This is a genomic window from Gordonia sp. DT101 (genome assembly GCF_049844895.1).
In the GTDB taxonomy this organism is placed as follows: Bacteria; Actinomycetota; Actinomycetes; order Mycobacteriales; family Mycobacteriaceae; genus Gordonia.
Window position 1 is genome coordinate 1,163,202 of the sequence record NZ_JBNCLX010000001.1, and the last position, 25,556, is coordinate 1,188,757.

A 25,556-nucleotide genomic window follows, 5' to 3' on the forward strand; every position below is an offset into this window, starting at 1 on the left:
GTGGCGCCGCAGCTCATGGGACTTAGCAGTCAGAATTCTGGGGGTCAAGCGGACGGTAGTAGTGGGACAAGCTGATCCTCGTCAATATTCGCCATATTCACGACGAAGTAGCCCGCGTTGGTGAGATCCTCATCGCGATCAGCATCGGCATCTTCAACGAGCACGACTCTGGCTGTCTCCCATACGGCTTCGACTGGCCAGTAGTGCTCTCCGAGTTCAACTCCGATCTGGGGTTTGGCCACACCGCGTGTGGACAGCGTCATTAGGAGCTCGACCACTGACTGCGACGTGTACGCGAGTGTCTCACCCCAAGGCCCATCGACAAGGTCCTTCGAGGCCTCAACCTTAAGTGCCGCGAAGATCTCGAGCGCTCCGGCACGGGTGAGCTGGTCGTGATAGCGCTCGTTTCTGAATGAGCGCAGACAGCCGTAGCAGGATGTCTCGGCGCCGCAATCGCAGCGGGTCACCCTATCGACGGCGAACTGGATGACCCGATCCAGGTTCTCAGCGATGTTCTTCGCTGCCCCGGCACCGGCCGGAACGGTGTCGAAGAGGACGATGCTTCGCCGTCCGTCGCCGGTCCAGGAGAGTGTTCCGTCGATGTCGTCTCGGCTGATCTCCAGCGCTTCTGATGCACCTTCGAGCAGTGCGTAAAGCACAGAAAGCCAGTGTGATTCCGATGCTTTGTCGTATGCGACAGAACTGAAGGAAAACTCGGCGATATCGGTCTCGTATCGATGAGCCAATGAAATGATGCGAATGGAGCCCTCGCACGGAGAGTCGGTCGTCGGCTTCCGGTGGCTTCCTCCTCGGGATGTATTGGTCGTGACCGGTGCGGCCCAGCCGCAGCGTCCGCACAGCTGGAAGCCCGCTCCGCCGCCGTCAGAGATGACGATCATGCGGGCACGGGTTCCGGCGCGCGCTTCCACTTCGACACCACCGGTGGACTCCCACGGGAACGGGTCACTCACCTCTCCGAGGTCTTCGACGTAGCTGTCGCCACCCCAACGCCTCTGTGGAGGCTCGGACTTCACATCGTCGACGTTTCGGTCAGCTACGAAGCCGAACTCGGGGACCACGAACGTGCGGATTCTCTTGAAAGGTTGTTGACAGCTCGGGCACGGCTCGTCGAGGTCAAGCTCGGTCCCACATTGAAACTGGCCGCAGTTGCCGCACGTGCGGTACTTCAACTCAACGAGCTCGCGCTTAGGCAGTTTGTGAAGGCCTCGCGAGGTCCACAATTTACCGCCTGCGACGACTTGGTTTCCAGGCGCGTAGTCGTAGATGGCTTGGCTGAGGTCTCGTGAGAGCTCAAGTGAAGCGCCAACGTCACTGTCGCAGTGCAAAGTGCGCAGTTCGACTGTGTCGACCGGAAACCCGTACTTCGGAAGAATGTTCTTGTTTGCCAGATAGCCCAGTAGCTGGCGACTCTCGATAGTTCGCAACGTCTTTTGAAGGTGGCCACCGAAAGCCAGCTTGTTCGCTGCTTTCGCCTCCTCGATAAGCGCACGATAGGTATCGAGGTCGTTGAGCATGTCTTGCTCGGCGACGGCGAGAAGTTCACAGAGCTTGTCGACCCAGCTACCGTCATCGAAACCGATGTCTGATGCTAACGATGGGGGGATTACTCTCCGAATCGCGGATTCCACTGGCTTCGGCACTGGGTTGAGGAATAGCCGCACCTGTGACGCAGGGGAGTCTTGACCGTCGTCATCGGGCGAGAAGAACTCGCCAGCATGCTTCCAGGTCAGTCCGTCGTTCTCGTGCCGATGTCGGAAGTACGCTGCCAAAGCGACTGAGTGGGCGTGTCTTCGGGCAATACGCTCATTCTCGATCGGAACCCAGGGTATCCGCATTTCGCCTGCAATCATGGACTCTGGATTCTGATACTTGGAGAGGTCGTGAGAACTACGCTTCGCGTACGTCAGCACCAGTGCAGCGGAGGCCGCGCGACGGCCTGCGCGGCCCGCACGCTGGACGTAGTTGGACGTCTTGGGTGGCATATTGCGAAGGACTACCGACTGGAGGTCGCCTACGTCCACGCCAAGCTCGAAGGTGGTGGAGCATGACAGCACATTGACCTTGCCGTCGATGAACTCGCGCTGGATAGCTGCGGCAGCCTTTGACTCCCACTGCGCCGTATGTTCTTTCGCCGACAGTGGAGCCGGGCGCATTGTCCGGTACAGCGCGCGGTAGTGATTGGCGTCCGCGTCAACGTCGGGGACGCGGAAAGCTTGTAGTCTCCCGTCACACGAGCCGTGTGGGCATACGTCACGTACGTTGTTGGCGGTCAGTCGTCGACATGATGAGCACTGGTACCAATCGCAGTCGGCGCCAGGAAGAATCCGCAGCTTGTCGTGGTCGACCTGATACACGTCACCGGCGGACTTGTCGGCCACAAGCCGAAACATGCCTTGGTCTAGCAAGAAGCGCCAGCATCCGTCAAGCAGCTTCTCAGGCTGCATCTCTGCGCCAAGCGCAGTCAGTATTTTGCGGACGAACAGGATCCGATTGTTGGTTGTCCCCGCTCGTCCTGCCGCGAGCCAACTGATGATCCGCTTCTTCGGATCCGAGTTCATTGACCGGATTCGGACCTGGGTGTTGCGAGGCTCGAATATCTCTGCCTTGATGTCGACGTCGTCAAGGAGTGTCACCGCGCCCTGAAGCCGAACGATCTTGAGCAACTCGTTGAGAAGCCCCCATGCCTCGTCCTCAGCGAGACCCAGACTCGCGAACGCCGGCGGCAGCACTGCGCGACGGGAGCGGAACATCCGGACCGCCATCAGGCCCAGCCCCTCTAACGACTGACGCTGGTCAAGCGCCATCAGCTCGGCCATCACCCACGGATTGACAGTTCGCTTGATCGTCGAGCGCGTCGCCGTTTCCTCGAAGTGGTAGGCGTCTTTGGCCTTCTTGGCTGCATAGTCGGCCAGGTCGTCAGCCGAGAGTTCAACGTCGCGATACTTGGGATCGGTGAGGACCATCGTCAGGTATCGCCGTTCGATCATCCGCCCGTAGGTCTTGTCCAGGTACGGTGCGGCGAATGCGGCTGCCTGACGGGAATCGGAGAACATCAAGAGCTTTCGACCCTCGCCGACCTCTTCGACGGTCTCGTCGGACGCGGGTGGAAGGTGCTGATACAGAGCGGTAGTGATGACTGCTGGTGCTGCGTTGGTATCGGTACGGAGTCGACGAATGACCTGTCGAGCCCGGGCGCCGCACTCGGTGCACTTGCTCATCACAGCAGAAGTCCGCGCATGTTCCCGAACTCGAAGCGTCGGCCCACCGGGACATGAGGAATTTGTACAGGCACCAGCTCCCAGAGCGCCACAGCCGGCACACAATCGTTTGACAGTGGTGTCGGCCGCGGACTCGCCGTCCTGCGCGAGAGTCGCTTCATCCTCGTCGACCATGCTGTCACCCGGGGTGTCAGTCAGAACGAGCCACTTCACCTGCCCATCCTTCTTGGCAGGACGGAAGAACTCTTGCCCCTGCGATACTTCACGTTCGCCGGCGAGGTGCACTGCGCCGCACCGCTGACATGTCCCGAACTCAAAGACTGCGCGGCCCGAAACGGGATCGACCTCGTGCCGGCCGAGCAGAACTGTGGGCCCATCGTCGCCAAACGAGACGAAGGCACCCTCGGTCGCCCGCACAAATAGGTGGTATCGCGCTGACAAGACAGGATTGCCACTCGTATCGCTTACCTTCGAACCGAGAGCGACGAGGGCCTCGAGTTTCGCAGTGCTGTCAGCCAATTCTGGCCACAGTTGGTTCTCGAGTTCGTGAACGCTTACTGGCCCGCGAGCGAGGATCGCTTGCAGGTCGCTGATGTGCTGCTCGGTGTGAAGAGCGTCGGCCGCGTCGCCACTGGGTGCGTGAGCACCGAGGTTGTGGAGATCTGCGTCGGGCTCCGAGAGCCGAGACAGCTCTTCTTCGTCGATACTCCACGTAGGTGTTTCACTCCGACGGAGCCGCGTCGGAATGACAAGGTCTTGTCGATCTGGATTGTCGTCGATGAACTCGAACGGTACGTCGAAGAGGTTGCGGGCGAAGGTTGTTGCCTCTGTGCCTTGTGTCTTCGGTGTCTTGCCAGTGAGCGACGCAGACGTGGCTATGCACTGAAGCGGTCTGCCACCACTGACTCGTTGGCGTAGTCGCCGGAGCAGCAAGGCAACTTCGGCTCCTTGGGCACCGTCGTAGACGTGCGCTTCATCGAGTGCGATGAACCTCCAGGCTCCCGCGTGCTCACCATCGAAGAGGTCGAGGTCTGCTGGTCGTAGAAGCAGATATTCAAGCATCGCGTAGTTTGTGAGAAGGAAGTGCGGTGGATTGGCGCGCATCTCTTCGCGGCTCAGTAGCTCATTTGGCAGTCGGTCATGTCCAGGATTCGCCGCCCGAAAAGTTGATTCGGCGTCGCGTCTGGACTGTTCAGTCTCTCCGGTGTATCGCCCGAAGGTAATGTCGGGCACCTCTTTTAGAAGTGCACGCAACCGCTTGAGTTGGTCATTGGCGAGCGCATTCATCGGGTAGAGGAGCAATGCGCGGACACCGGGACCCAGCGTGCCTTTGGCGCGCTCCTCAACGAGCGAGTTGAGTATTGGGACCAGGAAACTCTCTGTTTTTCCGGAGCCGGTGCCGGTACTGACAACCAGATTTCGCCCACCAACGACCTTGCGGATCGCAGTCTCCTGATGCTGATACAGCGGCCGCGTCATCGGCAAGGCGTCACTATCCAGCAGGGAGAAGTCGGCGTGGAGAGTGCCGTCCTCGATCAAATCCCCCAGAGACGCCCCTGGCGCGTATGGCGGCGTCACTTCGAGCAGTGGGCCCTTGGTGAGAAGATCCGAGCCATCAATCGCGCTGTCGAATGCTGTCGCCAACTCTGGCACACGGGGCGCAAGAAGCGTTTTGAGGTAACGCCGGTAACTCGCGTCAATGGCGGCGCCAGCAGCGAGGGGGTCGAGGCGGGCGGTCATTCACCTTCTCCAATCAGATCCCCGTGCGTCAGGTGCGTCGCGAGAGCCTCGGCGATCAGCAGGTCACCAGCGACCATGGATGGAAAGTAATCGGCAAGCACTGCCCACGCATGCCGCATTCCTGCCGTCATAGGTGGGTAGGGAAATTCTCCCCGCGCCTCAAGCCGAGCGACTGCGGCCAAGGTCAGTGACTGCACCGACAACAGCATCCATGGATGTTCGACGGTGTCGACGCCGTCGAGACCTTCATTTCGTGCCTTGATCGCGTCATACAGCGTCGGCGAGGCCTTTTTGACCGCCGTAAGTGCGCTGCTGACATGGCTCGACACCTCCCGGGAAATCGGGTCAGCAGCCCACTCGCCTCGGCGACGAAAAGCCTCGAACGCCGCGCTCGTCCGAGTGTCCGCGTCGAGAAGCGGTCCTGGCACAATTCTCGCGAACTCAAACATCCGGGCAACCTGTTCGTCACTCATCGCCGCGTAGCGAGTATCTGATTGGCTGAACACGCCAGATCGAGAGTCAAGCATCTTCCCGGAACTCAACAACGCCTTAAGGTCCTCGCCACCCTGAGTTCTGATGTACGCCAAGGTCTCTGCGCGCTCGGCAGCTACGCTGTCGCCCTTCGTTTGGAGCGCCGGTAGGTCCGCGATCTCGATCATGCATCCGACCCACGGATGCTGATGCAACTCGTTGAGCGTGAAGCTCGCGGAATAGGGCCGGTCTACAAGGTGGGTGCGAATCAGCAAGGCCATCATCTCGTCTCGAGAGATGACACTGTTCCCGAGCGCCTCTAGCGCAACGCGCGGGTTCTTTCCGATGATTCTGATCAGACCGGATCTCGTACGTTCCGACTGGGAATCACTCTTGTCCCAGGGAAGCAACCACAGCGCTGCCCAGGCGCCGGCGGCGGCAGCGGAGACAAGCGGAAGCTGTCCCTCCCCGGCCAGGAACTGAGCGAGCCCGTCGAGGACTCTCGCGTTTTCGTTCCGGACCCAACCAGGCTGACGAATACGAAACGCGTCACTGTTTGGCCGTCGTGGGCGCGAAATCACCGTGAAGGGGTCATCGACGAAGACTTGAGCGATCAAGTCGCCGGCGTCTTTCAAGTCGTCCGGTAGTTTCGCACGGCCGTCTATTATCGATATCCGAGTGACTGGTGTCCATGGCGCAGTCGCTGACCAGAGCCATACGCCAAGATCATCGGCTTTCGCCAGATCCGTGAAGACGAGCTCCTCACCGTCGAGTGAGATTGCGCTGCACAGTCGCTGAGGGCGGATCTCTGCGAGTGTGAGCTCGTGGCGAGTCCCCTCAGGCGCGTTGACGACAGCAACGAGTCGCGTCACGCCAGCACCCCGCGCAGTGTCGACGAAGCGGCGCGATGCAAACTGAAACACGTTGTTGGATTGGCGTTCCTGGTCCTCGCTTTGTAGTGCACCTCCGTGTTGCGCCAACAAGGAGACGGTCACGCGAATCGTGTGCGGGACTCGCACGGCGATCACGGCATGGCGTTCGAGATCAGTGGGGGCCAGGGCGAGGGGAGAAGTACGCCACTGCGCGGGTGTGCCTGCCTCGTCGATTCGGAACTCAATGTGCGGAGGTCTGACCACGAGCCGGTAGCCGTGTCCTGCCGTGCCGACTCGAAGGTGGTTCTCTCGGTCGGTCGCCTGAAACTCGAGCCTCTCAGTGTCGACGGGAAGGCCAAACTTTGAGCTGATCGAACAAACAGTAGGCGTCAGCCCACCGGACACTGGGCACCGGAACGGTAGGTCGTACTCAATCTCGATGCCTTCGGCGATGAACAGCGTGTGTCGTTGGTCTGACCCTAGATTGCCGCTCACGACGACCTCGTATTGGCCGAGGAGAGCCTCCTCGACGCCGTCGAAGGGGTCCAGGCATGTCTCCTCGACGTCGGATTCCCAATCGGTGTCCGTTAGCCAGTGCGGGGCCCCAACCCGCCGGGTTCGCACTCGCCAGAACTCGGGCTCGTCGCCGAGATGCGGCGGTAGGTCGACCATGGGCCGTTCTGGATACACGCTGAGGCCGCCGGCAGTGTGTAGGCCCCTTATGGCCGCGCCAGGATCGAAGTTTGGTGTGCCAAGCGATTTCACGCCACGGACTGGTCCGTTCTTGTTCTTGCCATCTCGCTGCAGAACGATGGAGGAGTGACCTGCGAGGTCCAGTTGTTGCACCCGCCATCCGGCCCACCCGGACGGCACTCGTGCGTCATCGACGGCGCAAATCTCGTCCTGTGTCACGGCGTCGAACACCATGGCGTCTTTGGGGTGAACGGCGAGAACTAAACCCCGCGGCAACGCACTGCGGCGTCCGACGAGTCGACCGTCTGAAGTGAAGAGCAACAGCGGATCGGCAGAATCGAAGATCGGTACTCGGTGGGTGGCACCCGACGCGTCGTGACGCATCGTCACCTCACGAGCCGTAGTCGTTATCGATACAGGAGTTAGCGGGTGGTCATCGTCGTCTATGCCCCAGCCGCGTTCCGCATAGATTTCACGGGTCTCGCCGCCAGCAGTCACCGTCCACGGCGAGTCGCCATCCGTAGCGGGGTAAGGAACTCCCACCACGATCTCCTCGGTGTCGATCGCATAACTGATCGAAGGGCCAACCTTCCGAAGCGAGCGGCTCGCACCGCCTCTACCGGCGGTGGACAGGAACGGCTGGTCGCGGACCCGCTCGATCAGGCCCTCCAAAATCAGGGTTGGTAGGCCTGTTGTCGAGGTTTCAAGCTTGAGGTCGTTCCACACGTCCGGTTCTTGGAGAGTGAACGTGAGGAACTCGATGATGCGATCAAGGATGTTGACCGCGGTTTCACCCCCTAGCCGAAGGAAGTTGCGGACCGGCACGTCCAGGCGATTGAGTCGGTGGTCCATGCCTGGTTCGGTGAGCCATTCGACGAGCGCAGCACCTGTCGCGTCTCGTCCCTGCTGCACTTGTTCCTCGATCACATCGACGAGATCGCCGAGGCAGTGCACCGGAATCCCGGAATGCATAGCCATGGCCAGGACATAGTTTGGCCCAGAGAAGTCGACAAATTCGCGCAGCTTGAACTTGCGTAGCAAGTCGGGCAGAGAGTGGCGAAGCTGTGACTCGAAATCCTGGTCACGGTCGGTACCGATCTCGTCCCAGAAGCTGTCCCAATAGCGACCTTGCTCGTACGCAAGACCTGCGTGACCGATCATCGTCGTCAGAGTGAGCGCGGGATACCGCTTGATCACCGTGGCCTGCGTGCCACCGCTGATCTCACGAGCGGTCAGGCGGCCGAACAATTCTTGGGCGCGACGCAGCTCGTCCTCATCAAGATTGAGCTCGAAAAATAGGCTCACCTTGGCCAGCGCCTGCCGAATCCGAAATTCCTCGTCGCTTGCCTGGTCCGCTAGATATGAACTCACGTGCTTCCTCCCGCTGGTCAGCGCGCTTCACTGTGACATAGCAGACCGACAGCGACCCGACATTCCACTCCTATTCGACTGGAAGGTGGACAGCTTGTGGCGCCGATGTTGCCCTTCCTCACATACGTCGTCTGACTCACCCAGTAACGTTTCACGGGCATAGATCACCACTTGGAGGGCTGCACCATTTCCGCACCGACCACCGACCTGACTGTTGCGCCCGGGTCAATCGTGGTGGTACGCGACGAGGAGTGGCTGGTCACGTCCGCCGAGCAGGGCTCGGACGGCTGGCTGGTGAAGGCCCGCGGACTGACGGAGTTAGTCAAAGACACGTCAGCGACGTTCTACTCAAGCCTCGACACGATCGAGGTCCAGGACCCCCGCGACGCCGAGGTGGTCGCGGATGCGTCGTCGGGCTACCGCGACTCGCGGCTATGGCTCGAAGCGCTGCTGCGCAAAACACCGTTCCCCTACGGTGACCAGACGTTGACGGTGTCGACGCAGATGCTCGCGGATTCGCTCGGCTACCAGCGGGCCGCGGCCGCGAAGGCGCTCGATCCGCAGCACATTCGCCCGCGCATCCTGATTGCGGATGCGGTGGGTCTGGGTAAGACCCTCGAGATCGGCATGATCCTGTCGGAGTTGGTGCGGCGCGGGCGCGGCGAGCGGATCCTGGTCGTCACCCCGAAGCACGTGCTGGAGCAGATGCAGCACGAGCTGTGGTGCCGGTTCGCGTTGCCGTTCGTCCGGTTGGACTCGGCGGGTATCCAGAAGGTGCGGCAGAAGCTGCCGGCCACCCGCAACCCGTTCACGTACTTCAAGCGGGCGATCATTTCGATCGACACCCTCAAGAGCCCCCGCTACAAGGCGCATCTGCAGCGCCAGCATTGGGACGCGGTGGTGATCGACGAGTCGCACAACCTCACAAACGTCGGCACCCAGAACAACGAGCTGGCACGTGTCCTCGCCCCGAACACGGAGGCGCTGATCCTGGCCTCTGCCACGCCGCACAACGGCAAGGAGGAGTCGTTCGCGGAGCTGCTGCGGCTGCTGGACCCGACCGCCGTCGCCGCAGACGGCACGTTCACCAAGGACGACGTGGCCTCGCTGCTGATCCGCCGGCACCGGCACCACCCGGAAGTGGCCGCGGAGGTGGGCAGCGACTGGGCCGAGCGCGCCGAGCCCGTGCACAAGCTGGTGAAGCCGTCGCCTGCGGAGGACGCTGTCGCGCAGGAACTCTCACAGACCTGGTTGCACCCGGAATCGGGCCGCTCCCCCTACTCGGGCCAGACGACGGCACTGTTCCCGTGGACGCTGGCGAAGGCGTTCCTGTCCTCTCCCGCCGCGCTCGGCGAGTCGATCAAGCAGCGCCGCGGCAAGCTGGACGCGTCCGTGCCCGAGCACGCCGTCGAGTTGACGGCCTTGAACATCCTCGACGAGTTGAACGCGAAGGCCCTGAACGACGCGGCCGGCAAGCAGGCCGCACTGGTGCAGCGACTGAAGGAAATCGGGGTCGGCGCTAAGTCGGGCACCAGGGCGGTGGTGTTCGCCGAACGCGTCGCGACGCTGCGCTGGCTCACCGAGCACCTGCCGAAGCAGTTGGGGCTCAAGCCCGAGAACGTCGCGATGCTGCACGGGGGGCTGTCCGACGTCGAGCAGCAGGAGATCGTGGACAGCTTCAAGCTGGAGACCTCCCCGATCCGGGTGCTGGTCACCGGCGACGTCGCGTCCGAGGGCGTGAACCTGCACGCGCAGTGCCACCACCTGATCCACTTCGACATCCCGTGGTCGCTGATCCGTATCGAGCAGCGCAACGGCCGCGTCGACCGCTACGGGCAAAAGCATCCGCCGGTGATCTCGTCGCTGATCCTCGAACCGTCGGACCCGGACTTCTCCGGCGACCTGCGGGTGCTGTCCCGTCTGTTGGAGCGGGAGAACCAGGCGCACGGCACCCTCGGCGACGTCGCGTCGCTGATGGGCAAGCACTCGGTGACGGACGAGGAGAACGCGATCCGCGACGTCCTTGTCGGCAAGTCCACCCTCGACGATCAGCTCCGCGACGTCGACGACGTGGCCGCCGGCGACGACCTGGACGCGTTCTTCGCCCAGTTCGACCTCGAGGAGACCACCGACGACGACCCGGCAGCCGCGCTGCCACAGGCACCGAGGCAGAGCCTGTACGCCGACGACCTCACCTTTCTCGACGAGGCGCTCAAGGCCGCATTCCATGACGTGCCGCACGCCAGCCTCGACGCCGGCGGCGTCGGCTGGACGGTGCACGCCAACCACGCCGTCGCAGAACTGACGCCGCCGCGGGACCTGCGACAGCGTCTCGGCCAGCTGCCGCAGAACTACCTCCAGCACGGCAAGGTGCTCGAACGCCTCACCCTCGCCACGTCCCCGGAGGTCGGCAACGCGCAGCTCGCCGCGGCCCGGGAGGGCAAGGGTGTGGCGGGCACGACGTGGCCGGAGGCGCACTACCTGGGGCCGCTGCACCCGGTATTGGACTGGGCGAGTGACCGTGCGCTGAGCGCGTTGGGCCGCAACCAGATCTTCGTGATCCGCGGGGACGTGGACGCCCCCACGGTGCTGCTGATGGGCACGCTGATGAACCGGCGCGGGCAGCTGATCTCGCGGGTGTTCTCGACCGCCGAATTCCCCAACCCGAACAATCCGTCGTTCTGTGTGGTGGAAACCCTGGCAGATCTCGACTTCCTCACCACCGATACCGGTCTGCGGCCGGGTTCGGCGAACCCCGGCGCGGTCGCGGATGCCGAGCGGTATCGGGCGCTGGTTCCGATCGCGGTGGACGAGGCGACGACGGCGATGCAGATGGTGCTCGACGCGCAGGAGTCCGCCGCCATGGAGCGACTGGACAGGTGGCGACGCCGCGCCGACCGCTGGCATACCGGCGCCGAGCAGCTGGAGCTGTTCGCCGGCCAACGCAAGAAGGTGGACACCCTGTCTCGCCGCATCTCGGAGGAGCAGCGCCTCGCCGAATCCCTCGCCCCCACCCAGCAGTTGGTGCGCCCACTGCTGCTGATCGTCCCCGCTGTTCAGTCCAACGGAAAGGACCAGTAGTCGTGGCCTCCTTCGACTCCATCGTCATCGGCGAGGACTGGATCAGCGAGCACTACTTCACCACCGACTCGGCGAAGGAGTCGTTCCACGGCAAGGTACTCGAACTGCGCAAGCTGTGGGACGCCGAGAAGAAGGACGGCCGCGCTACGGTGCGCGACGACCTGCTCGCCGCCACCAAGGACTTGCAGACCGCGCTGGCCGGGCTGGCGGAGAACCCGGACGCCGCCCCCGAGGCGCACGCCCTGACGCGGACCGCGTTCGGCTACCCGGCCGCGCTGTCGGCCTTCACCGCCGAGCGCGCCGGTTCCGAGCTGGAGATACCCGACGCGCGGTTCGATCACGGCCAGCCGGGCGACGCCACGAGTGTGCTGTTCCTGCAGGCGGTTCCTGTCGCGTCGATCGAAGACCTCCTCGACCCCGACACCGGGCTGCTGATCACCCCTGCCGTCGAGGACGGGAAGCTGATCGAGTCCGCCTCGAAGGCCGTCTCGGCGGCATTCCGGTCGGACGCGCCGCCCGCATTCGTCGTCGTGCAGGCTGGGCAGTGGCTGCTCCTCGCCGAGGCGGAGCGCTGGGCGGAGGGCCGCTATCTGGCCGTCGACTTGCTCGTCGTCGCGGAACGCCGGCACGAGGCGAAGGGCGGCGAGATCGACCGCGTCGCCGCGATGTTCGGTAAGCAAGCGCTGCTGCCGGACGCGGACGGCAACGTCTGGTGGGCGGGGGTGCTGGACGATTCGGTCGAGCACACCGTCGGGGTGTCGAAGGACTTGCGTGAGGGCATTCGGCTGTCCATCGAGATCATCGCCAACGAGGTGGTGAAACGGCGGGATGCCAAGGGCCTGACCCTCGACGGAATCGACGGGCAAGACCTGGCGAAGCACTCGCTGCGGTTCCTGTACCGGATCCTGTTCCTGCTGTATGCGGAAGCATCGCCGGAGATGCGGGTGATGCCCACCGACGCCGCCGAGTACGAGGAGGGCTACGGTCTGGATCGACTGCGAGAGCTCACGCTCACCGAGCTGGTGTCCGAGCAGGCCCGCACCGGTTCCCACCTGTACGAATCCCTCGCGACCCTGTTCCGACTCGTGGACCGCGGCCACACCCCCTCGGTCCGGGAGAACTGCGCCGACGACCCCGCCCCGGGTCTCGAATTCCAGCCGCTGCGCGCGGACCTGTTCTCCCCCGCATCGACCGCCCTGATTGACGAGGTGGGCCTGGGCAACGAGGCCACCCAGCGGGTACTCGAACACCTGCTGCTCTCAAAGGAGAGCAAGGGCCGCAAGGGCGGCGACCGCGGCTTCATCTCCTACGCGGAGCTCGGAATCAACCAACTCGGTGCGGTGTACGAGGGCCTGATGAGCTACACCGGGTTCTTCGCGGAGGACGACCTTTTCGAGGTCGCGAAGAATGGTGACCCAGAGAAGGGATCCTGGGTAGTCCCAGTCGGCCGCGCAGATCATCTCTCACCCGAGGATTTCGTCCGGAAGGTCGATGAGGCGACCGGCGAGGAGAAGCCGGTGCTGCACCGCCAAGGCACCTTCGTGTTCCGCCTCGCCGGTCGCGAACGCCAGCAGTCGGCGTCGTACTACACGCCCGAGGTGTTGACGAAGTTCGTTGTCTCGCAGGCCCTCGAGGAACTGCTGGACCAGCACGGCGAGCGCACCACTCCCGAGCAGATCCTTGACCTGACGATCTGCGAGCCCGCACTCGGGTCGGGAGCGTTCGCGATCGAGGCGGTTCGACAGTTGGCGGCCGAGTACCTCAAGCGCAAGCAGGAGGATCTGGGTGAGCTGATCGACGCCGACCAGTACCCGGTCGAGTTGCAGAAGGTGAAGGCACACATCGCCCTGCACCAGGTGTACGGCGTGGACCTCAACGCCACCGCCGTCGAGCTGGCGGAAATCTCGCTGTGGCTCGACACCATGGTCGCCGACCTGCAGGCACCGTGGTTTGGTCTGCACCTGCGCTGCGGTAACTCCCTCATAGGCGCGCGACGGTCGGTATACGCGCCGAGCCTGCTGGCAAAGAAGCAGTGGCTCAAGACCCCGGCGAAGGACGTGCCACTCGGTGAGGAGATCGGCAGCGGTATCCACCACTTCCTCCTGCCGTCCGAGGGCTGGGGCGCGGTGATCGACACCGCTGAGGCCAAGACGTACGCGCCGGAGAAGCGCGAGGAGTTGCGGCTGTGGCGCAACGAGATCCGCAAGTCGCCGAGCAAGACCATCGTAAAGAGACTCGCCGCGCTGGCGCAGCGGGTGGAGACGCTGTGGGAGTTCACGCTCCGCCGGTTGACGATCGCGGAGTCGGAGATCCGCCGCGACATTCACTTGTGGGGATCGGACCCGGTTGACCACACACCGGCGGTGACACGGGAGGAAATCGAGCACGTCATCGGCGATCCGAATGGCGCGTACCAGCGCCTGCGGCGGGTGATGGACGTGTGGTGCGCGATCTGGTCGTGGCCGTTGACTGCCCAATTCGATCCGCCGGACTGGGATCAGTGGGTTGGCGGCCTCGAGGCCATGCTCGGCGTACCGGTGAAGGAGACCGCCGCCGAGCGCCGCGGCCAGCTCAGTATCGGCCGCGACACCAGCTGGCAGGAGCTGAGTTTCGCCGAAGAGAACGACCTACTGCTGTCGCGGGCGATGGCGGTCGGCCATGCATACCAACAGTTCCCGTGGCTGAATCTTGCGCAGGACACCGCCGAACGGCAGGGCTTCTTCCATTGGGAGCTCGACTTCGCGCTAGTCTTCTCCCGCGGCGGGTTCGACCTTCAGGTCGGTAACCCGCCGTGGGTGCGGCCGGACTGGGACGAGGCCAGCGTGCTTGCCGAGTTTGATCCGTGGTGGCAGTTGGCGAACGCACCCGCCGAGGCAGTCAAACGAGCCAGGTGCGTGGAAGCCCTCGACCAGACCGGTATTCGCATTGCCTACCTTGATGAACGAGCCGACCAAGCCGGCGCAAAGGAGAACCTCGGATCGGTTACTGACCGCCCTGTGCTCGCTGGCCTGCAACCGGACCTGTACCGCTGCTTCATGGAGCGGACCTGGCGGTCGATGGGCGCGACGGGAGTTGTCGGTCTCATCCACCCGGATAGCCACTTTACGGAGCTGCGCGCCGCAGGACTCCGTCGCGGATCGTACGAGCGGTTACGTCGCCATTTCAAGTTCCACAACAACACCTATCAATTCCCCGAGATAGGCCACAAGAAGACCTTCGGTATCCACATCTATGGCAGGCAGTCCTCCGTCAGTTTCCTGCAGGCCGGATGGATCTTCGCACCCAGCGTCGTTGACCGCTCGCTCCTACACGACGGCTCTGGCCCCGAACCCGGCCTGCGCGACGACGACGGCGAGTGGGACCTTCGGGCACACCGGAACCGAATCGTGAATGTAAACGACGCAGTCCTCGCTGGTTGGGCTTCGCTTGTCGACGAGCCCGGCACACCACCCACCGAAGCTCGTATGCTCTATCCAGTTAACCGCGCCAGCGCCGACGTTCTCAACAAGATCGCGGAAGCTCCACGCCTCGGGGATCTCGACTTCGAGTGGACTGCAGGTTGGCATGAGTCGGCAGATCGTCGGCGAGAGTACTTCGAGTCTCAGCAAGCAGTTCCTGCCAAATGGCACGGCGCCATCCTCCAAGGCCCCCATATCACAGTGGCTACTCCACTGTTTCAGCAACCCGAAACCACGAAGGGCCGCCAGCACATGTACGAGGAAGTCGACCTCGATGCGGTCGGTAAAGACTTCATCCCCCGCACCAACTACCAGGTCGCGAAGCCATACGACGAGTACATCGCCGCCTACCCGAAATGGCACGGCGAACCCAGCTCATCGTTCTTCCGCCTCGCCTGGCGTGAAATGGCCGATGTAATGACAGTTCGCACGCTGCAGACTGCGATACTTCCGCCAGGCCCTACTCACGTCCACACTGTCGACAGCCTCACACTTCCCGGTCTGCCAACTGAGTTGGTTGCCTTAACGGGTATCAGCCATTCGATTGTTGGCGACTTCATCATCAAAGTTATCGGAAGCTCTCACATTCAGGCATCGGTATGGAAGCGCATGCCCTTTCCTGCCCGCCACGCGCTCCTTCCGCAACTGATCCTCCGCACGCTTCGCCTCAACTGCCTTGCGAGCCCGTACGCACCACTGTGGGAGATGCTGTACGACGAGGCCTGGCAGCAAGATTCATGGGCTCCGGGTATTGGCTGCGATAACGCCGGCCGTGACCCACTTGGTGAGGTTCAAAAGCACTGGGAGTGGGCAACACCGCTACGCCGCGCCGCCGACCGCAGGCAGGTTCTCGTCGAGATCGACGCCATCGTCGCGGTCATGCTCGGCATCACCGCCGACGAACTGCTGACAATCTACCGCACCCAGTTCCCGGTGCTGCAGAAGTACGAGCGCGAAGCGCTGTATGACGCAACCGGACGGCAGCTCCCGACGAAGCTCGCGTCGGAGTACCGCAAGAAGGGCGCGCTCAAGCCCGCCGACCTTGCCGTCGACGGTGTCAACTACCAGGAACCCTTCACCAGCGTCACCCGCGAACGCGACATGGAACTTGCGCACAAACACTTCCGCGACACTCTAATTGCTCAATCCGGCTGCGACACTCGCACATCACGACCGATCATCAAGACCATGACGGGAGACCACAGTGAGCAAGTTTGATCTTTACGGCGCCCTGGAGGATGCCTACTTCTCCGACAACCCCTCGCGGGGTGTTCACTTTCTCTCGTCCTTCCTCGAGAAGCAGGTACGCCTGGCGGCTTGCCTAGTCTTCTCTGAACTCGATATCACTCAGACACACCTTCGCCTACCCCGGTCAACCGGCCTGGGCGGGTACCTCAACATTATGGAGCAGGTTGCACACTACTGCCGGACAGAAGCAACAAATACGGAAGCTACCATGCTATGCGATGCACTGACGCTTCGATTCGCCGAAAGTGCAGCGGACCGAACAATAAAAAAGTATCGCGACTATCTTTCCCACGGAGGCATCGAGCCATCCGGGACGGAACTGCAAGATGCATTGACGTATGCGAAGCAAGAGAACGCAGAGGCAATCCGCATCTATATCGAACAATGCGGTGGCGTTGTCTGGACAGATGGCCTGCTCCGGCTTGGAGCCGGACCATCCCTGTACCCCCTCATAATCGAAAGCTCCGGCGATCTCGCAATATTTCAAAGTGTCGCCGACCAATGCTGTACCTTTCACACATTGAACCGGGACCGCCCCGCCGTCGAGTTCGACTCCCCTAAAGACATCATTGTAGGCGATATTTCGCGATACACGTCGCCTCCTCCATCCTCAGTAGACCGCCAGGGCATCAGCCTCTTTCGCGAATCAATACGTAAGGACCTCAAAGGGTTCCGCGAGCTTCACATGGACTTTTCATTCCAAGGATCCTACTCCCCGTTCGCACTAGAGTGGGCACGCAAGACCAGCGGGGGCCACGAGTACCGAACCGACAAATTCCGTATCGACAACAACTACAAGCACGAATGGAGATCACCCGACGGGTGGGCGAGCTATACGGAATTTCTGAAGTCGATCGCAAACTGGGATGTCGTCGTCCGGAGATCACTGCACAGGCTTGCTGAAATCAACGACGACCTCCGCAAGGTTGAGGCCGACCAGTTCGCCAACCTGTCGACCCTTAAAATTCCCGATTCGATATCCACCAAATTTGCAGTACGAGAATTCCTAGGCACCAGCTTCGACTCGTCGAAAGATGGACAGGCCGTGGACATCTACGACATTATCGACGAATCCTCCCATAACTCGACGGGGGTACCGCAGGTATATTTCGTTCGAGGTGAAGCGGGCATCGGCAAGACTTACAACCTATTCAAGGCATCCAAAGACCGCGCCACCGCACTGTGCGATACCACATCGGACAAGCCCCTTTATCTATACATTAGCTGTAGCGGATTAGGCCTAAAGAGGGTTGAGGACATCATCGATGCCGCCGTCGTGGGGACGCAGAATCTTGATTTCAACTCAGTTCTCGCGCTCAGCCGAAATGGGTTACTTGTTCTCGTCATCGACGGATTCGACGAACTGGTCGGCGGCACGGGTTACGGTGATGCATTCCAGCTCCTTCGACCGGTCCTCAAGCAACTTGGAGGAAGCGGAACCCTACTCCTTTCCGCTCGCTCGTCCTACTTTGCAAACCAGTACCAAAAGAGTCTGGAGAATGCAGCGCAACTCGATGGCCTCCCAGCACACCACATGATCCTCGAACTGCAGCGCTGGTCACGCTCCGATGTCGAGCTACTTTTCGCGGAGAACTCTCACTGGTCCACGTATCGACAGTCGCTCAGCGACTCTGACTTGGCACTACTTGGGGTTCCGTTTTTCGCACAGGCTTTCAATGACGCGACGTCATCGCCTGGAGCAGCAGTCAGATTCCAGAGCCTGCGCTCGACACTCATCGACTCATATCTTGCTCGAGAGACAAAAAAGCTGGAGAGTCGCGGCGGTCAATCGCCCGTGTCCTCGCGACAGCTTCGATCAATATTCCAGGAGATTGCGGGGCTCCTCTACGAGAGCAGCGAGTCAAGCCTCGACGTCGACGATTTCAAACTAGCTTGTGAATCCGCACTTGAGCTCGACGGATTCAATGGCCCGAACCAGGCCCTCGGCGATCGACTGACAGTCCTCTGCGGAATGTCGGCTTCAGCAGACAGCAGCGGCTCTCCTCTCTTTAGTTTCCAGCACGACATATTCTTCGAGGTCATGCTGGCGGACTATCTGGGTAAGCAGTACCTCAGCAGCCTTGACGGATACACGTCCATGAGTGGGGCGCTCGAGCGTTCCCCGCTCGGAGACGCAACAGTCGCATCGATAGTTGAACGGTACGAGGAAGGGCTTGCATCCTTCTTGTCGGAACCATCTGTCGCGAAGAAGGATTCCAACAGCACGTACGCCCTCAACCTTGCGGCGCTGATCTCCGCATTCATTCTACCGACACATTCAATGCCGTCAACGTGGTATCGCGACATCAATTTTGGATCACTTGACCTCACCCCTCTACCTCAACTTGGCATAACTCTGAATGATTGCCATATTGATCGCCTACGTTTCGCGTCGGAAGCCACGGGATCAATTACGTTGTCAAACTGCACAGTCAATCATTTGGAGTCTTACGGCGACAGTATCGCCCCGATGTCCCCAGTGGTTTTCGAGGGAAATATCTCCGTTCAAGAGATGAGCGCAGTTCGTGGAGACGGCAAGATCGGTACATTCGAATCGGGAGTGCATCGCGTCCTTGAAGAACTAGACCGTCTCGGTGCACAGGGGGTTCAACGTCAGCTGCACGAAGCTCGCGACGCTGAGCCATCCGCTCTTGAGCTATTCGCATACGACGTACTCAACGGGATGTCTGCCCGCGGAGAGAATTCGTATATCATAAAAACAAAGAGCCAAATTCCCGGAGATAGCGCTGGTCGAGGAATGTATCGCCCGAACGATCCTCTGTGGGCTGATCTGACTCGAAAGCTTGAAAGCACAGGAGTAGCTTCAACCAAACAGATCACAGCATCAGGCACAGCGAAATCAGTTGTGGCGTTTCGGTATACTTCAACCGCACTTTGCTCGCGCCAGTCCTCCGAGGCCAAGATTAATGACTTCTGGAGCGAGCTTCGGTCATCATGAGCTCATCAATCCACGCACTACTACCCACCCTCCAGGCCAACCACCTGCGTGAGGGCCTCACCGACTACCTCGCGACTACGTTCGCCCTCACCGACCCCGACGCCCAGGGCGCACTGACGGATTTCGTCGGCCACCCCGACACCGGCATGTTCAAGGGCCCCTACGTCCGCCTTCGCCTGCCGTTCGCGCCCGCCGGCGGTAACTGGGGGATGCACCTGGACTGGCGGCCAACAGGGTTCACCCCCTACGGCCACCAGGCCGCGGCATTCGCACGCATATCAACAAAATTCCACGAGCGCCTGCAGCCGACCCTCATCACCACCGGCACCGGCTCCGGTAAAACCGAGGCGTTTCTCTACCCGATCCTCGACCATGTCCTCCGCGCCAAAGCAGCCGGCGTCACCGGGATGAAGGCTCTCATCCTCTACCCGATGAACTCGCTCGCCAACGACCAGGCCGAGCGCCTAGCCCGTCTCATCACCGAACACCCCGAATTGTCCGGCGTCTCCGCCGGCCTCTACACCGGCGAGCAGTCGACCGGCGGGCGCACCAAGGTCACCGACGAGGGCCTCATAACCGACCGTTCCCTCATGCACGCCGCTCCCCCAGACGTTCTGCTCACCAACTACAAGATGCTCGACCACCTGCTGCTGCACCCCGACCGCGCCGACATCTGGCGCCTCTCCGCGGACTCGCTGCAGTACGTCGTCCTCGACGAGTTCCACACCTACGACGGCGCTCAGGGCACCGACGTCGCCATGCTGCTGCGTCGGCTCGGCCTCACCGTCAAAACGCACTGGACCGCGACCTCCCCCGCCACCGACGAGGACCGGGCCCGCCCCCTCGGCCGCATCACCCCCGTCGCCACCTCCGCGACCCTCGGCTCGAAGGCCGAACCCACCGCGATGCTCGACTTCGCGCACACCGTCTTCGGGGAGCGGTTCGACGCCGACGCGGTGATCGGCGAAACCCGCCTCACCGCCTCGGAGTGGCTCGCCGACCGCGATACCGCCCTCGACCGGCTGTACCGGCCCATCGCCCCCGCCGTCAGCGATGCAGCCCAGCGCCTCGACGAGTGCGCAGCCGGTTCGCTCACCAACGCCTCGCTGACGACAGCCGTGCTGGCCGAACTGTTCGAGCGTGCGGAAGTGTTCGAGCGCGCCGCGCTCTTCGCTGCCGCCGACGATCTCGACACCGACCGCCGCCTCACCTCCACCGACCTGCGCAACCTCGCCCCGGTTGAGCAGCTGCACCTGCTCAAGGCGCACCCGCTGCTGGCGAGTCTCCTCAGCCATGCCGTCGACGCGATCTCCCTCGCCGATCTCGCGGACACCCTGTTCGACGGTGCCGCCTCCGACCGAGACAGCCACCGCGTGCGGGCCGCGCGGCAACGCTTCCTCGACTACCTGTTCGCCGCGCTCTCGCATCTCCGCGCTGAGATCGGCCGTGCCGCCCTGAACGTCGATGTGCACCTGTGGATTCGGGAGCTGTCCCGCATCGACCGGGCCGTCGCCACCAACACCACGTACCGGTGGTCCGACGACGGCGTCCACGAGGACGGCGACGTCGTGCACCTGCCCGCGCTGTACTGCCGGCACTGTGGCCGCTCCGGGTGGGGAGCCCGTCTCGCCCCCACCGGCCACGCCCTCGACGTCACCGATGAATCCATCCGCGCCGACCACGCTGCCGGCGCGTCCCGTTTCCGGGCACTCATCTCCGCGCCCGCCGAAGCCCTTCTCACCACCACCCGCCCGGACGAGCAGATCGAGGGTCTGCGCTGGTTCCGCATCGACGACCGCGAAATCTCCGACGCCGCACCTGATCCCGACGGCACCGAACAGCTCGAGGGCAGGGTCCTGCCGGTGCTCGTCCTCACTGGCGAGGACGTGGAGGAGAACTCCAAGAACGATATGTGCCCCGCTTGCGGGGCCGCCGACGGTATCCGCTTCCTGGGCAGCGCTGTCGCCACCCAACTCTCGGTGACGCTGTCGAATCTGTTCGGCGACGCCAAGCTCGACGCCGACGAGAAGAAGGCGTTGATGTTTACCGACAGCGTGCAGGATGCCGCGCACCGCGCCGGCTTCGTGCAGGCTCGCTCCCACACCCTGAGCCTGCGCTCCACTCTGCGCAGCGCGATCGGCGACACGACCCTCACCCTGCCCGAGTTGTGTGAGGCCGTCGTCACCCGTGCTGGCGACGACCCGGCCCGCCGCTACCATCTGCTCGCCCCGGACATCGTCGACCACGACGAGTTCGTCCCCTTCTGGAAGTCCGACGCGTCCACCGCGGCCCGCAAAAAGGCCACCACGAAGGTGGGGCGCCGCCTCGAATTCGACATCGACATGGAATTCGGGCTGCAGTCGCGCCTCGGCCGTACCCTCGAACTCACCGGCAGCGCCGTCGCTGAAGTAGACCTCGGCGGTGCGGAACGTCCCGTCCGGCTCGGCCGCGCCGCCCTCAACGCCACCGAACACCAGCTCGCGCTCGAAGCGCCCGACCCGGCGGCGATCACCCGCTGGGTCCGCGGCACCGTCGAACGTGTCCGCACCCGCGGCGCCATTCACCACCCGTGGCTGCGTAAGTACGTCGAGCGCGACGCCAACCGCCGCTGGGTGTGGGGAGCTAGACCCAAGGGCGAAGGCATGCCCGCCTTCCCGAAGGGCCGCCCCGCCGCCGCGTTCCCCGCAGTCGGATCACGGTCCGTCCCTGAGGGATTCGACGCCATCACCGCGGCCTCGTCCTGGTACGCGCGGTGGGCGTCGCAATGCCTGGGCGTGTCGCCGTTCGACGGCAGCTTCCTCGCACGCTCCCTGTTCTCTGTGCTCGCCGAGCAGCGAGTGCTCACGGCCGTTCTCACCGAAAGCGGGCTCACCGCCTACGGCCTGCCCGCCGCCGCCGTGGTCGTGTCCGCCCCGACCGACGAGGATCTCGCCGCCGGCCGACACCTGCTGGTGTGCAGCGTCTGCCAGACGCCCACCCCCGGCTCCGCCACCGTCGTCGACGAACTCGACGGCGCACCCTGCCTGCTCGTACGCTGCCCCGGCAGCCTCGCCCGCGCACCGAAGGCACAGAACTTCTACCGCCGCCTCTACGACAGCTCCGAGATGAAACGCGTCGTCGCGCGCGAGCACACCTCACTGCTGCCCACCGCGACCCGCCTCAGCTACGAGACGGCGTTCAAACGCGGCGGCGGCGATCCGCAGGCCCCGAACGTCCTCGTCGCCACACCCACGCTGGAGATGGGTATCGACATCGGTGACCTGTCCACGGTGATGCTCGGGTCGCTGCCGCGCACCGTCTCCTCGTACCTGCAGCGCGTCGGCCGCGCCGGACGCCTCACCGGCAACTCCCTCGTGCTCGCGTTCGTCCGCGGCCGCGGCGAGCACCTGCCGAAGCTGTACGACCCCACCTCGGTGATTCAGGGCGACGTCCGGCCACCCGCCACGTTCCTCACCGCCGAGGAGATCCTGCAACGCCAGTACGTGGCGCACGTGATCGACCGGCTCGCCCGCGACCCCGGCACCGTCGCGCCTCGCGGTGCCCGCGCCGTGCTCGGCAGCTTCGATCCTGGGAGCTGGATGGCCGACCTCCTCACCGCGGTGAGCGCCGATGCGGACGAGCTCGTGGACGGGTTCCTCGCACAGTTCGACGACGTCCTTGACGAGCACACACGGGGCTCGTTGCGCGCTTGGGCAACCCCTGGCGCACATGGTGTTCCCAGTGGACTGGCTGAGGAGCTACAGGAGGCCGTGCACCGCTGGAACCGGGACTTCACCGAACTCACCGCGCGTCGCGCCGCCGTCGAAGCGGAGATGCCGGAGTTCGAGCGTCGCGCGGCATCGCCAGCCGCCACCGATGACGACCTCCGGGACCTCCGCACCGCGAAAGGGTCGCTGCGGCTGCTCGGCGGGCAAATCCACGACCTCACCGACGACTACTGGATCAGCGTCCTCGAACGCTACGGCGTGCTGCCCAACTACACGCTGCTCGACGACTCGGTCACTCTCGACGTCGGCGTCACCTGGATCGACCCCGACACCAACCAGTACATGGGCGAGGCCACCAGCTACCAGCGCGGCTCCCGGGTCGCCCTGACCGAACTCGCGCCCGGCGCCACCTTCTACGCGCAGGGCCTCGCCGCGCGGATCGACGCCATCGACCTTGGCGCCGGCGAATCCAATATCAGCATCTGGCGGCTGTGCTCGCAGTGCGGGTGGGCGGGGATCACCCTCGCCGGTGAGGAACCACCGACCGTGACTGCGTGCCCGCGGTGCGGGACCGGCGCCATCGCGGACGTCAGCCAACAGCTGAACGTGGTGGAGATGGCTCGGGTGTCAGCGGAAGTGCGCCGCGACGAAGCATCCATCAACGACGCTCGTGACGAACGGCACAAAGAAGCGTTTACCGTCGTGACGGCTGCGGATATCGACCCCGTCAACGTCGACCGGGCATGGTTCGTCCGCGATATCGAGTTCGGTGCAGAATACCTGCGCCGCATAGATGTCCGCTGGCTCAACATGGGCCGTCGGACGTCGCAGGGCGGCACACGAACCATAGCTGGGCAGGAAACCACCACCGGCCTGTTCCGGGTCTGCTCGTCATGCGGGCAACTCGATCGGTCAGCGGGGCGAAACAGTCGGTACGAGCATCGCAGTTGGTGTCGGCACCGGAATGCGGCGACCGAGCATGTCCGTGAGATCGCGCTTGCCCGGACGCTTCGGACCCAAGGTGTGTTGTTACATCTGCCCCGTGCGCTGGAGTACGACCCGTTCGCGTATCCCAGCTTGAGTGCGGCGATTCTGCTGGGGCTGCGGCAGGTCATCGGCGGGTCACCCGAGCATCTCGACGTTGCGACGATTCCCGATGCGCTGCACGCGCCAAGCCAGCGAGCGCTACTGATCCACGACACCGTCCCGGGTGGCACCGGCTACCTTGCTGAGTTCGCCGATCCCGCCAAAGTGTGGGCCGTGCTGGACGCTGCTCGCACGGTGGTGCGCAACTGCGACTGTGCGGAGCAAGATCGGCTGGCCTGCCACAAATGCTTGCTGCCGTTCGCGGCTCCGCACGAGCTGGACAAGGTGTCGCGAAAGACCGCGGCACGCATCCTCGATGATCTCCTGGGCGTCGATGGAGATGCTGAGCCTCAGGTGGCGGCGTGGCTTGCGGAGGTCACCGAGCAGGCGCCGTCGAGGCCGGTGGGTAGCGAGGAATCGCCGCTGGAGAAGGAGTTCTACGTTGCCTTCGTCGAGCGTCTTCGCGCGATGGGTGCAACGGTGAAGGAAACGCCGGGTACTTATGGTCCGTCTGCGACCATCGTGCTGCCGGGTAAGAAGATCCGAACGTGGAAGCTCACCCCCCAGGTTCATATGGTCAACTCCAAGCCCGACTTTGAGCTCGCCACCACCGACCCCGAGATCCCGAGGATCGCCGTCTTCGCAGACGGCCGAAAGTTCCACGCTGTGCCGGGCTGCAACCGCGTCGCCGATGACGCTGAGAAGCGGACCGTTTTGCGTGACAGTGGGTATCTCGTCTGGTCGTTTGGGCACGAAGACCTGCAGCGATTCAAGGAGAAGACCGCACCCGTACCGCCTTGGTTCACTGAGCAGGCGGCGTCCAAGATCATGGCCGCCGGCAGCCTTCGACCCGCACTCGTGAAACATCTGACGGCGGACCCCCTTACGACCCTGCTGTCGTTCATTACCGACCCCGACGTCGGTGCCTGGGAGCAAGTGGGCCGATGGGTACCGATGATGTTCGTCGGAGGCGGCACACGCGCGAAGGGGAATGGCGACACGGTGGGTGCACGTGCACTCGACGTCCTCGACGGCAAGTCTCCGGACTTCGGCGACGGTGTGGACATGTGCTGGTCCTACGTCGAAGGACCGCTGGTCGCCACCGCGACTATGCGCCCCGGCACACGCACCACCAACGCGGTCCTTGCCCTCGACGACCGAGACGATCGACTCGAAGTCCTCGAGGGGCAGGCGTGGAAAGAGTGGCTGCGACTCTCCAATTGGCTGGGCTTGAGTAGCAATCATCGGATCACGACTCGCAGCCTGCTCGAAGCTAATGCCACTGCGCCGGCTGCGACACCAACGTCCGCCGACTTGCCCCTTGCCTGGCGCGAAGTATTTGACGCCACCGTGTCGGATGCCGAGAAAGAGCTGGTGATCGCGCTCGCCGCCGCCGAGGTTCCCGTGCCGACGGTCGGGTTCGAGACCGACGATGGCGAGGTCGTCGACTTCGCATGGGGTGACGTCCGCATCGGTGTACTTCTCGACCGGGACGTAGCCAAGGCAAATACGATGTCGGAGGCCGGGTGGACTCTGTGTCCGCCGGACGCCGAACGAATCGCGGCCGCGCTGCAGAACGGAATGGCGTAAGGGGAAGACCGGGTCACAGCGTCGACATTCACAAAGAACTA

At 63.1% G+C, this 25,556-nt stretch carries 6 protein-coding genes; 4 read left to right on the plus strand and 2 right to left on the minus strand.

Annotation, left to right across the window (positions count from 1 at the left end; translation table 11 throughout):
* Nucleotides 1-44 precede the first annotated feature (44 nt).
* Entirely contained in the window at nucleotides 45-4,979 is a 4,935-nt protein-coding gene (locus tag ACLQ3I_RS05630) for a DEAD/DEAH box helicase (protein WP_425800450.1), read from the minus strand.
* Nucleotides 4,976-8,386: a hypothetical protein gene (locus tag ACLQ3I_RS05635; protein WP_425800452.1), complete on the minus strand. Its 3,411-nt coding sequence runs from the start codon at nucleotides 8,384-8,386 to the stop codon at nucleotides 4,976-4,978. The genes ACLQ3I_RS05630 and ACLQ3I_RS05635 overlap by 4 nt, the downstream gene beginning before the upstream one ends.
* A gap of 234 nt (nucleotides 8,387-8,620) precedes the next feature.
* Between ACLQ3I_RS05635 and ACLQ3I_RS05640 the strand changes: the two genes are divergently transcribed.
* The 4 genes from ACLQ3I_RS05640 to ACLQ3I_RS05655 are packed head-to-tail and all read left to right on the plus strand — an operon-like array spanning nucleotide 8,621 to nucleotide 25,515.
* A complete protein-coding gene (locus tag ACLQ3I_RS05640) occupies nucleotides 8,621-11,467 on the plus strand; it encodes a helicase-related protein (RefSeq protein WP_425800740.1) in 2,847 nt (948 codons plus the stop codon).
* Nucleotides 11,468-11,469: 2 nt separating this feature from the next.
* Nucleotides 11,470-16,143, plus strand: coding sequence for an Eco57I restriction-modification methylase domain-containing protein (locus tag ACLQ3I_RS05645; protein WP_425800454.1), 4,674 nt, complete (start codon nucleotides 11,470-11,472; stop codon nucleotides 16,141-16,143).
* Nucleotides 16,130-19,132 carry an NACHT domain-containing protein gene (locus tag ACLQ3I_RS05650; protein ID WP_425800456.1) on the plus strand — a complete coding sequence of 1,001 codons (3,003 nt, stop codon included), beginning with the start codon at nucleotides 16,130-16,132 and terminating at the stop codon, nucleotides 19,130-19,132. The genes ACLQ3I_RS05645 and ACLQ3I_RS05650 overlap by 14 nt, the downstream gene beginning before the upstream one ends.
* Nucleotides 19,129-25,515, plus strand: coding sequence for a DEAD/DEAH box helicase (locus ACLQ3I_RS05655; RefSeq protein WP_425800458.1), 6,387 nt, complete (start codon nucleotides 19,129-19,131; stop codon nucleotides 25,513-25,515). The genes ACLQ3I_RS05650 and ACLQ3I_RS05655 overlap by 4 nt, the downstream gene beginning before the upstream one ends.
* The last annotated feature ends 41 nt before the right edge of the window (nucleotides 25,516-25,556 follow it).

What these genes read in the sequence shown, in the direction of transcription:
- ACLQ3I_RS05655 (WP_425800458.1), top strand. Translation starts at nt 19,129, where the DNA reads ATGAGCTCATCAATCCACGCACTACTACCCACCCTCCAGGCCAACCAC.
- ACLQ3I_RS05630 (WP_425800450.1), bottom strand. Translation starts at nt 4,979, where the DNA reads ATGACCGCCCGCCTCGACCCCCTCGCTGCTGGCGCCGCCATTGACGCG.